General features: G+C 49.8%; 10 protein-coding genes. 1 reads left to right on the forward strand and 9 read right to left on the reverse strand.

Annotated features, from left to right (window positions below):
* Positions 1 to 82: 82 nt before the first annotated feature.
* The 8 genes from PIL01S_RS26295 to PIL01S_RS26330 form a co-directional block, all read right to left on the reverse strand.
* Entirely contained in the window at positions 83 to 991 is a 909-nt protein-coding gene (locus PIL01S_RS26295; RefSeq protein ID WP_095293099.1) for a carbohydrate ABC transporter permease, read from the reverse strand.
* 15 nt (positions 992 to 1006) lie between these two features.
* Positions 1007 to 1984, reverse strand: a complete 978-nt coding sequence (locus PIL01S_RS26300) for an ABC transporter permease (protein ID WP_127540541.1) — start codon at positions 1982 to 1984, stop codon at positions 1007 to 1009.
* A gap of 313 nt (positions 1985 to 2297) precedes the next feature.
* Positions 2298 to 3710 (reverse strand): alpha-L-fucosidase, encoded by a 1413-nt coding sequence (locus tag PIL01S_RS26305; protein ID WP_127540544.1) that lies wholly within the window; start codon positions 3708 to 3710, stop codon positions 2298 to 2300.
* Positions 3711 to 4019: 309 nt separating this feature from the next.
* Positions 4020 to 5078 carry a Gfo/Idh/MocA family protein gene (locus tag PIL01S_RS26310; RefSeq protein WP_110821807.1) on the reverse strand — a complete coding sequence of 353 codons (1059 nt, stop codon included), beginning with the start codon at positions 5076 to 5078 and terminating at the stop codon, positions 4020 to 4022.
* Between the two features lie 247 nt (positions 5079 to 5325).
* Positions 5326 to 6192 (reverse strand): sugar phosphate isomerase/epimerase family protein, encoded by an 867-nt coding sequence (locus tag PIL01S_RS26315; RefSeq protein WP_127540546.1) that lies wholly within the window; start codon positions 6190 to 6192, stop codon positions 5326 to 5328.
* Positions 6193 to 6298: 106 nt separating this feature from the next.
* Positions 6299 to 8056, reverse strand: a complete 1758-nt coding sequence (locus tag PIL01S_RS26320; RefSeq protein WP_127540548.1) for a glycoside hydrolase family 35 protein — start codon at positions 8054 to 8056, stop codon at positions 6299 to 6301.
* 1 nt (position 8057) lies between these two features.
* On the reverse strand, positions 8058 to 9518 hold the full coding sequence (locus tag PIL01S_RS26325) for an alpha-L-fucosidase (RefSeq protein WP_127540550.1): 1461 nt from the start codon (positions 9516 to 9518) through the stop codon (positions 8058 to 8060).
* On the reverse strand, positions 9515 to 10249 hold the full coding sequence (locus PIL01S_RS26330) for a copper homeostasis protein CutC (RefSeq protein ID WP_164764353.1): 735 nt from the start codon (positions 10247 to 10249) through the stop codon (positions 9515 to 9517). Before PIL01S_RS26330 ends, PIL01S_RS26325 begins: the two co-directional genes overlap by 4 nt.
* Positions 10250 to 10387: 138 nt before the next feature.
* Between PIL01S_RS26330 and PIL01S_RS26335 the strand changes: the two genes are divergently transcribed.
* Positions 10388 to 11320 (forward strand): helix-turn-helix domain-containing protein, encoded by a 933-nt coding sequence (locus tag PIL01S_RS26335; RefSeq protein ID WP_127540554.1) that lies wholly within the window; start codon positions 10388 to 10390, stop codon positions 11318 to 11320.
* A 293-nt stretch (positions 11321 to 11613) separates the two neighbouring features.
* Here the strand turns inward: PIL01S_RS26335 and PIL01S_RS26340 are convergent, their stop codons facing one another.
* Complete coding sequence (locus tag PIL01S_RS26340) at positions 11614 to 11805, reverse strand: hypothetical protein (protein WP_095362005.1); 192 nt, start codon at positions 11803 to 11805, stop codon at positions 11614 to 11616.
* Between the last annotated feature and the right edge of the window lie 86 nt (positions 11806 to 11891).

Below are 11891 nucleotides of genomic sequence, written 5' to 3' on the forward strand. Positions count from 1 at the left end.
CACTCGTATAAAACCGATCCCGGAAGCCGGCGTGTTCCTTCCACCTCCTTTCAAGAGGCCAGCCGGGCATCATTTCTGTGAATTATCCCTTGAGGGAACCAACCATGACCCCTTTGACAAAATGCTTCTGTACAAACGGATACATGATCAAAATTGGAATACTTGCAACAACAATAAGTGCATATTTCAATACCTGCTCGAAGCCCTGATCCCGCATCTGCTGACTGGTATTGGCGAGCATCGCCGGATCAGCCGCATTCAGGATGAGCAGATTGCGCAGGACATATTGCAGCGGGAACAACTTTTCGGAACGCAGATAGATCAGGGCATCGAAATACGCATTCCAGTGACCTACGGCATACATGAGTGTCATGACAGCCAGGATGGGCTTCGACAACGGCAGAACGACACTGATCAAATACCGGATATCCCGGCAGCCGTCCATTTCCGCCGCCTCTCCGAGCTCTTCCGGGATGGAAGACTGGAAGAAGGTTCTCGCTACGATGACCTGGAACACCGCGAGCGCCCCTGGCAGCCACATCGCCCAGCGTGTATCGAGCAGGTGCAGGTCCTTCATCAGGAGGTAGGTTGGAATCAAACCGCCATCGAAGAACATCGTAATCATCATGAAAATGATAATGGCTCCTCGTCCATAGAACGACTTGCGTGACAAGGGATAAGCCAGCATGACGGTCAGGGCCACGTTAATGAATGTGCCGACCACGGTGTAGATGATCGTGTTGTAGAAACCGAGCATGAGCTGCTGGCTTTTGAAAATGGAGATGTACGCTTTGATGTTAAAGTCCACCGGGAACAGCCACACTTGACCGGATGTAACGGCTCGTGAAGAGCTGAATGAAGAACTGATGATATACAAGAGGGGGTAAAATACCGTTAACAGTATGGCGAACAGAAAGATATAGTTGAGTGTCATGAAGATGCGGTCACCGAGCGGATCCTTGATCCGGTTACGATTAAACAGGTTGAACATGGATGAGCTCCTCCTTTACCACAAGCTGTTCTGGGATACTTTGCGGGAAATGCCGTTGACGATGATCAGCAGGATCAGATTGATAACGGAGTTGAACAACCCTACTGCCGAGGAGAAGCTGAAATTTGCACCGATCAGACCGACCTTGTACACATACGTAGAGATGACCTCCGATGCGCTTGTGTTGAGCGGATTCTGCATCAGATATATTTTTTCAAAGCCGACACCCATAATGCTGCCCAAACTCAGAATCAGCATGATAACGGTGACTGGAACGAGCGTTGGAAGGTCGATATGCCATATTTTTCGAAGCCTTGAAGCCCCGTCCATCTTCGCTGCCTCATACAGCGATGGATCAACACCAGCAAGAGCGGCGATGTATATGATGGATGAATATCCCATGCCCTGCCATACACCGGACCAGACATAGATGGATTTGAAGTATTCCGGAATGCCCATGAAGTTGGTCATCGGGAAGCCGAGCAGCGTGAACAGCTTGTCTACCACGCCCACATGCGGGGACAGCATCAGAATAATAATGGATACCATCACGACCGTGGAGATAAAATGCGGAGCGTAGGTGACCATCTGGACGGTCTTCTTAAAGTAACCCGTTCGGATCTCATTCAGCGCCAGCGCAAGCAGGATCGGAATGGGGAATCCGGCGATCAGGGAGTAGAAGCTGATGCCGATCGTATTTTTGATCAGGAGCCAGAAGTTGGGGGATTCGAAGAATGCCTCGAAGTGTTTGAATCCGACCCAGGGGCTTCCCCAGATTCCTTTGACTACACTAAAATCCTTAAAGGCAATCTGTACCCCAACCATGGGGATGTACTTGAAGATCAACAGATACAACACGGGAGGCAGAACGAGCAGATAGAGCTCCCAATGCTTCTTGAGGCTTTTGATGAATGGATGCTGCCTTTTGGGCTCCACCTGATTCCTTTGCTGGAGTTCCAGGTTGGCGGGTATGCTTTCCGTAGCTCGACTCATTTGCGTCACTCCTTCTACACCTCAAGTGTAATAATACATTACATTTAATTCGCTAAAACATCCTGTTTTTCGATCAAATTGATGTTTTGACGCTAACCGTGTTAGTAATAGTATCAGGTAGCGCTTTCTTAATTCGATAGTACATGGAACCTTGTTTTTTGATCAATTCGTAATTTTCTCCCACCTCTCCATATTCCATAAACCCTTGCGGCACAAGCATTTATGCGCCTTTATTATCAGGAATCCCACCTCCCTATGCTTAAATACAAAAATCCCGGAGGCCCTGATTGCTCCCCCGGAATTCACATGCCATCTACCCACTTGTTAACAATTTGAACGTATGCGTGATCGGTGCTGTCCCAGAAACCTCAGATGGCGGCAGATCGACAACGAGTCCATTCTCCGTCTGCTGATACGAAATTACGTCATTGGTACCCACGAGTTCGACTCGCTCTACTTTTTCCAAATAAGGGATGATGACTTGTGCTTCTACTGCTTCGTTCTCGTTTCTGTATAAACGGAAGGCGTACACGGTGTTGATATCTTCCTTCTGCGTAAAGGCCCAATCCTTCGTAAAATAAGGTCCGCAGATCCGGGTTCCATAGATCCCTTCACCGTGGGTGTTGAGCCATTCACCAAGTGCCTTGATGCCCCTCACTGCCCCTTTGGGAAGGCGACCATCCGGCTGCGGTCCAACATTCAGCGCCAGGTTGCCGCCCTTGGACACTACTTCCAGCAAAATATGCGCCAGCTGTCTTCCCGATTTATATTGGTCATCAAATCCGAAGGCGAAGGAATTACCCACTGTGATGCAGCTCTCCCAAGGGATATTCATCGGGTGTTCCGGGATGGTCTGCTCTGGGGTAACAATATTCTCGTATGCTCCACCTACGGTGCGGTCTGCTGACAGAAGCCATGGCTGAGTTGTCTGACGTGCCCGCTCCACAACTTCTCCCAGCCGGATATCCTGGCCGTGGCGACCCTCTCGCACCCAACCGGCGTCCAGCCATAGACATTCGATCCGGCCATAATTCGTCAGCAGCTCCATGATCTGCTCATGTGTGAACTCCACGAATTTCTCCCACAGCCACGGGTACTTGTGGGGATCGTACGATGGTCCGCGCCACATGTGGCTTCCCCGCTCCATTCCAGGTGCCCAATAATACGGGGTATGCCAGTCCGCTTTGGAGAAATACGCCGAGATCCCCAGCCCTTTGGCCCGGAATGCGTCAAAGAGTACTCTACAGATGTCCGCATATTTATGGGTATGAAACGGGGTATCCTTGCCCGTGATCCGATAATCGGTCGTATGGGTGTCCCACATGCAGAAACCGTCGTGGTGCTTCGTCGTGAACAAGAAGTATTTGAAGCCATTGTCTGCTGCCATCTGTGCCCATTCTTCGGGTTGGAAACGGATCGGATTAAAGGTTTTGTTCAGATCGAAATATTCCCGCTTGAAATGCTCCATGTCGTCCGTCCAGTCGATGTCATCACGCGACCAATCGCCATCCTCATCGCTCAGTGCCCAGGACTCCACGAGTCCAAGCTGGGAATAGGGGCCCCAGTGCATCATCAGCCCCAGCTTCTGGTCCTTGAACCACTCCAGCCGCTCAAGGAGCAGCGGATCTTCCGGCTTGACCCATTCTTCCTCTTTGCTAAAATGGTGTACCCCGGCTTCAACGACCTGTTCTTCCTGTTCCAGCACCACGTCTTTGGTTTCGCTCATCCCGTTCATCTCCTTTGGATTAGATGTCATAAGCTGAATAAATAGCTTTACCCTGGGCCACTGCGCGGTCAGAACCATCTTTCGATCGCTGTTACCCCCGGATTTTTTTGAATTCACTTTATAATTGATGGAAATCCGGGGATAAACGCGAGCGCTTCGCTTCTCCAGATTGGTTCTGCCCTCTCCGTTAACGTGTAACGGTTTAGTTCAACTAAGAAAGACATATTAAGTCCTGTTACTTCGTAATACAGATTGGTTCTGCACTCTCCGTTTTGGCTTAAACGTTCAGTTCAACAAATAAGGGCATTATTACAGTGAAATTTCGCGTCCCTCGCGTGCTGACTCGTAAATGGCACAGAGCATTTTCATCACTTCCACGCCGTCCTCTACCGGACTAAGCGTCTCCTTCCGGCCCTGTGTGCTGTCGATAAAATGGTTGATTTCATTGCGGAACGAGCCCATAAAATCGAAGGATTTGAAATCCACCTGCGGGGTCATGTTCAAAATGGTATTGAATTTCTCGCCAATGATCGAGATTTCTGGCTCCAGTTCGGCACCACCCTTGTCACCGTACAGTTTGACCGAGGTTTCATCCGCTTTGGCATGAAGCGTGAAGCTGACATCTACGAGCAGACTTGCCCCATTTTCAAAACGAATCAGGGCATTCGCCATGTCCTCAACAGTGTTCTGGTCAGCGTCATAGTCTGCGGCTTTGTAAAAGGACAGATTCTTGATATGGGCACGATTGCCGAGTCGATTGGATACGTTGGCAGAAACGGATTTCACCTTCGGTCTGCCCATCAGATACCAACAAATATCAATGACATGTACGCCAATATCAATCAGCGGACCGCCGCCGGAGCGATTAATATCCGAGAACCAGCCGCCCGGGTTACCGAGGCGACGCAGGCTGGATGCTTTGGCATAATAGATCTCGCCCAGCTCACCTGCATCAATGAACTTCTTCAGAATCTGCGCATTGTCGCTATAGCGGCGTACAAAACCGACCTGCAGCAGCTTGCCGCTGCGATGAACGGCTTTCTCTACTTCGAGGGCATCTTCTACGGTTTGGCATAGCGGCTTCTCACACAGCACGTTTTTGCCCGCGTCCAGTGCGGCAATGCTGATCTCTGCATGAGAATCATTCCATGTACAGATGCTGACGGAATGAATCTCGGGCAAGGCCAGCAGTTCCTTGTAATCCGTGAATACATGAGTTGCATCATATTTTTTCGCCATGTCTGCGGCACGTGCTTCATTCAGGTCGCATATGGCGTATATTTCAACGTCTGGATTACTGGCATAGGCTTGCAGGTGGCAATCGGATATTGATCCGGCACCGATAACGGCGACTTTCAATTTGGACATTGTGCTGATCCCTCCATCGTTTTCATAAGAATGGACTCAATTAATTATAATTTTGGCTTAACGTAACGACGGTGAATGCTTGGACTTTCGGCCGCTGTTGTCTGCCAATTTCTTTTATCGACCGCTCTGGCGGTTGAAATCTGCAGACAAAGGCGGTCGCTTCCGCTCCTACAGTTCCAAGCTTCCCCTCTGTTACTCACGCCTTCTTTAGAATTTGATTCAATTTATTTAAAACAAGTACTCTGCCCTATGCCTCTTCCCATAGGCGGCGAACGTTATCCATCGCAATGCGTGAGGCGGTTTGGCAATTTTCCATGCCCTCGAATTCAACCGAGATGTATCCGTCATACCCGGATTGTTTCAGTACACGGAACACCTCAGGCATGTCGATATCGCCATGGCCTACAATAGCACCGCGCAGGTAATTGCCGTGCGAAGTTTGGAACCAGCCTTCACCGGGATTCCGGTACGAAGATCTCCAGTAGAAGTCCTTGGCGTGCACAATCGACGCGTATGGAATGTTATTTTTCACGGCACTCACCGGATCTTCATCCACACAGAGAAAATTACCGACATCCAGCGTAGTCTTAAAATTTTCCCGTGCCGTTTCATGCAGCAAACGCTGAATTCGCTCGCTGGACTGCACATAGTACCCGTGATTCTCTACACTCGTTGTAATTCCGAAGCCTGCTGCATAATCGGCAATTCGCTGACAGGCCTGCACCAGTACCGGCAGGTCCTTCTCAAACTGCGCTACAGTCCCTTCTTCGGCCGGACGAAAAGCTACATCATGACGCATAAGCTTAACACCCAGCGCAGCAGCCACATCCACATGCCGCATCACATTCTGAATCTCTTGCTCCAGCGCATCGGCGTCCTCCTGTACAGCGAAGTTTGCGCCAATCGCATAATTGGAAATGTCGATTCCGACCTCTTCTGCAGTATGTTTAATTTCATCAATCAACTCCGGATTGTCGATCAGACTGAATCCCATCGGTACAATTTCCACATGCTCACCGCCATGGCCCGCGATAAATCGGATGGCATCCGGCACGGTCAATTCATTGCGATCAAGTGCCTGCTGCAAACTGTAGGTACTAAGTCCAACTTTCATACTTCACCTCATCCTCTCTTGTAGTCGATGACCATACCCAACGTATACCTTTTTCCGGATGGCTCGACAATTCCCAATAATCGTTTGCTATGCTTTTTTCCTTTTCCTAGCCCAAATCTGCCTTATTTACAAAAGTTACTGCCTGATCGGTCGTCTTATGCAGCTCAAACACGATGATTTCATTTACACCTTGGCGCAGCAGCGGCGCAGGGACGTACAAGGTTTTTTGCGGCCCCTTATCCCAATATCGCCCCAGATTGAAGCCGTTTACATAAACGACACCCTTGGTCCAATGGTCCAGTCGCAGAAAGGTATCCTGCGCTTCATTTACTTGAAAGTTCCCCCGGTAAAATGCCGGACCTTCAATATCAGAAGATCGTTCGCCGAATTGCAATCCTGATAGATCCGTCAGCGGCAGACAATGAATCGTCCAATCGAACAGAAATTGAAAGCCATGACGTACTCCCTCTGTAATGCCCTTCGGATCTCTCAGGTAAGGTCCATAGTTGATTCGCCCCATGTTTTCAACAAGGATCGTAATGTCCGCACCCTCTACTGGCACTTCAAAGGATACTGACAAAGCATCGTTCCAGCGTTCCAGCACGCCCTGGAATTGACCATCCACAAACACCAGCGCACGGTCATGCACCTCTTGAACCACCAGCTCCTGTCGCTCTCTGGGCCCGGAAATTCGGGTTTGGTACAAAATAAATCCATAATCCTGTCCGAGCTTTTCCATCGGTTCGGGATTGGTTCGCTGAACAGGGATTGAGATTTGGTCCACCTGTCTCAGCAGTTCGGCCTGTTCCGTCAACTTCACTTGACCGTAGGCAAAGGTGCCCTTTGATTCAGGCAGCACAAGCTCTCCCATATCGCGGCCGCTATAACGGGCAATAAGATTACGTACTGCATGGAATTTTGCTGTCGGCTCCCCTGATTCACTGAGCAGAGAATCGTAATCATAACTTGTTATCGTAGGCTCGTATTGATTCTTTTGCTGACAATTGGCCCCGTTGTAGAATCCGAAGTTTGTTCCACCATGGAACATATAAAAGTTAACTGAAGCTCCTTCGCGCAGCATCTCTTCAAATACACCGGCTACATCTTCTGCATCACGAGTGTGATGTGACTCTCCCCAATGATCAAACCAACCGTTCCAGTATTCCATACACATCAATGGTTCTTCGGCTTGATATGTGCGCAGCTTGTCAAAGGCCCCTTGCGTCCCTGAGCCAAAATTGACCGTAGCCAGGTGTCCCGGCACTGATCCAGCCTGCAGCATGTGGTCTGTCGGTCCGTCCGAGGTAAAGAGCAGTACATCGACACCACGCCGCACCATGCCGTCGCGCAAATATTTCAGGTAACTCGCATCATTTCCGAAGCTGCCATATTCGTTTTCGATCTGCATCGCGATGATTGGTCCGCCTTGGGTGCTGAGGAACGGGTGCAATTTGGGCAAAAGCACATCATAATAGCGGTCCACACTCGCCAGAAACTGCTCATCATTACATCGAAGACGTATGGCATCATCAGCCAGCAGCCAGGAAGGCAATCCCCCGAATTCCCATTCGGCACATATATAAGGACTCGGACGGACAATCACATACAAACCCACATCTGCTGCAATTTGAATAAAACCCTCCAGATCCGCCATGCCCTCAAAACGATACTGTCCCGGCTGTGGTTCATGGAAATTCCATGGCACGTATGTCTCCACGGTATTCAATCCGCAAGCCTTCAGCTTCAGCAGCCGATCCTCCCAATATTCGGGGACTACCCTGAAATAATGGATGGCTCCTGAACAAATTTGAACAGGCTTGTTATCATACATGAATTGTGAACCTTGATAAGTCAAAACCGCCATGCTACACCTCTCCCCCCTCGCTCAGATATACACCCAGCCTGGACAACGTCGGGTACCATCTGGATTGATGAATGGTTAGTCGAACCCTTCTCGATGTGACCCTCGGAAAGCGACAAATTCGTTTGTACCCTACAACCGTACCGGTATATATCTCATCCCAGGTGCCGTCTGGCCTGCTAACCTGCAATGTAAAACGCTCAATCCGTTGACCTATCTGGATATGTTCCATTAACACAACCCGGTCAAACATTGTCTCCGTTAGCAAATCCACCTCAACCCACGCCTGCTCCGTTCCTTCGCGCGGACACCAATACGTATCCTGCTGTTCACTCAGCACTTGCAAGACTTCATGTTGTTCATCCATCGTCTCTGATGCTTCAGCCTGTGCATGCAATGCCAGGTTTTCCTGAAACGTGGTACGCAGAACATCTCCGAGCTCCTGCAGCCGTTCCACATCCCGTTCGTGAATAAGGCCACGCGTATTCGGCGGCAGGTTGAGCAGAAAACTGGCGTTGCCGCCTACGGAGCCGTAGTAAACGGTAAGCAGCTCTTCTAGCGTTTTGACCTGGGTATCCTCGCTTGCATGATAGAACCATCCTGGACGAATGGATGTATTCACCTCGGCAGGGTACCAGATCAGCTCGTCACCTAGGTCACGGATGACCTCTCTGCTTCCCAAATCACTGTCCTGCGTATTGACCCTTCTGGCAAACTCCCCATCATCCACCTGCTGGGATTGCTCCTGAATCTTCTCATTATCCTGCATATGCGCCGGCACAACACTCCATTCCGAATCCCGTGTATGACCAGCCTCGTTGCCGCACCAGCGGACATCCGGGCCGCATACCGAGATCACAGCTTCCGGCTGGAGTTCCCGAATAAGCGCATAGTAAGCGTCCCAGTCGTAGACCTGCCTTTTGCCATTCGCACCTTCGCCGCATGCTCCGTCAAACCACACACAGAAGATATCGCCATAATTGGTGAGCAGCTCGCGCAGCTGATGGAGGAAAAACTCGTTATACCTCTCTGAATCCCCGTATGATGCCTCATGACGATCCCAAGGGGACAAATAAATGCCAAATTTCAATCCGCCCTCACGGCAGGCATCGGCCACTTCTTTTACCAGATCACCTGTGCCGCTTCTCCACGGACTGGCCGCGACTGTATGCTCGGTAAACTGACTTGGCCACAAACAAAACCCGTCATGATGCTTGCATGTCAGGATCAATCCCTTCATACCTGCCGCCTTACACGTCTCTACCCATTGCTCTGCGCTGAGCTCCGAAGGATTGAAGATTGCTGGACTTTCTTCGCCAGTCCCCCATTCGCGATCCGTGAATGTATTTACCGTAAAATGAATAAAGGCGTAGAACTCCATCTCCTGCCATTCCAGCTGGCGCTTGGAAGGACTGACTTGTGCTGCAGCCTTGACCCAATCGGCTGCTTGCAGTCCATGACTCATCGTGTATCACTCCCGTCATTCGTGGATTGGAATGCACTTAACAGATGTCGTTTGGCTTCTTCAACCATCTGCGGATGAATGGGCTTATGAAAACCGCCTTCATATCGGACACCTGAACCCATATGTATTTCCGTGATACCCGTTTGCCTTACCAAATCCCTAATCCTGTCCAAGGTTACCCCTGAGCCAGCCATTACCGTTATATCCAACGCCTGACTCAGTTCATGGAGCTGTTTCAATTCAGAAATGGCTTCAGGTGCTGTCCGTTTTCCTCCAGATGTCAGTACACGTTCTACCGGTCCCAGCGTGCTGATGGAATGGAGTGTTCCTGTCAGACTTGCGCTCACATCCATGGCCCGATGAAATGTAACACCAAGTCCCTGCGCTTCGGCTAGACATGACTCCATGGCTGCAAAGTCAACTTCTCCGCCTTCCGACAAGGCACCGACCACAATGCCAGATGCTCCAAGTTCTCTAGCCATACGCACCTGCTGGGTCATAACACGGATGTCCTCGGCGCTATAGCAGAACGAGCGGCTATGCGGACGAATCATGACATATACCGGAATGGAAACTTGGGACACCACTTGCTCGATAATGCCAACGTTGGGGGTAAGGCCTCCTTCAGACATGGCAGAGACCAGTTCAATTCGATCTGCTCCACCCTGCTCGGCTGCCCTGGCGTCTGCTGCATCTACTGCAATCACTTCCAGTATGGGCTGTTTCTTCATTGGATGACTCCCTTCGTTCCTTCCAATATATAAGTCCTTGAGGCTTCTCACCATTCACAAAGCGTCCGGTTTTTTGACCTTTTGTGCCTGCTGACCGAGTGGTATAATCTGTGACAACAAGCTCAAGGCGGTGATTCCATGGATACGGATGTGATCTTTCCCAATATGACGAGCACACTGCAGGTTACGGGATGTCATTTTGGCAGGAAATCACCCGGCTGGATCTATCCAAAGCACCATCATCATTTATATGAAGTTCTGTATTGCCAGTGCGGAGAAGGCAGAATGCTGATCGGTGCGGATGAAATTCTGCTTGGTCCAGGAGACTGGTTCTTCATCCGTGCAGGTGCCAGACACCAGATGGAGAACGCCCATACCAACGAGTCCACAGGCGACATGGAACCGATCCATCATTCACGCTTTGACTTTTTTAATATTCACTTCGACATTGATGATTCCGAGCTGCGAAGAACGCTGAGCCAGCAGGAATATCGCCTGATTCCCCACAGCAAGGCAGCAACCACTGAACTGCCTGCCTATGTAGCCAAGATTGAACAGGAGATGCAGCATTGTCTGTCCTCGACTTCTTTGTCAGCTCCAAATGGCTCAGAAACCAGAATCACCCTGACCTCTGTTCAGAAAATGGCACTGCAGGCCTACATCCTCCTGATCATTCAGGAGATCATCCTGCTGCAATCCGGAGAAGCTGATTCTATCCCGGACGCCATACCGGAGGTCACCATGCATAAAGCTGATACTGCACATCGCATCGAAGAGCAGCTGCTGAACATGATTTCGAGTGAAGGTTCCATCTCTCAGATGGCCGAAGAGCTGAATCTCAGCCGCAGCCAGTGCACCAAAATATTCAAAGAAATATACGGCATCTCCCCTCGGCAATATGTCACGGAGAAGAAGCTTAACCATGCAAAACAGCTGCTCGTCAGTACCAACAAGACCATTGAGGATATCGCAGATGAACTTGGCTATCACTCCGTCAGCCACTTCTCCAGGCAATTCAGACGGGGTACCGGACTCTCACCAAACCAGTTCCGTCCACGCCCCATGACATAAGGACCGAAAAGCGCATCACTTGTGCATTTGCGGTCCTTTTTCCTCACTGTTTGAAGCTTAACATCCAGGGTAAGGGGAGCTCCTCGCCTCTTCAGTTTTTTTCAGTCCTCTGCGTTTCCATGTAATTGTGCAAATTGAATCCATTGCTTATATTGTTATTTTTGTTATTCACATATCGTTATTATGATTTAGGTTTAGTCTAAAACGTTAGGTTCAGCACGTCAATACAAAAAAAGACACCCCGGAGGGTGCCTATCTTGCCTTGATTTCCTTTTCGGTCATCCTGGCTTTTTTTATTTTTTGCGACGAGCCTTCGTCATTCGATTAAACATAATAAGTGCGGCAATCACCATGGCAATCATGGCGATACTACTTGCTGATTCCTGCGACATGCCGAACAGCATACCCAGATTGGTTACCAGGCTTCTTACAATCAATGCCACTGCAATCAGCAGGATTGGACTCCAAAAATTATACCTTCTCATCCTTCGCAACACTCCTGACCAGATTGTTCAGAATTCCAGGATCTCCTAACAACATCATAACAGTCAGCCTGTCCAGTGACAACATG

It is taken from the genome of Paenibacillus illinoisensis NBRC 15959, from assembly GCF_004000925.1.
Lineage (GTDB): Bacteria > Bacillota > Bacilli > Paenibacillales > Paenibacillaceae > Paenibacillus > Paenibacillus illinoisensis.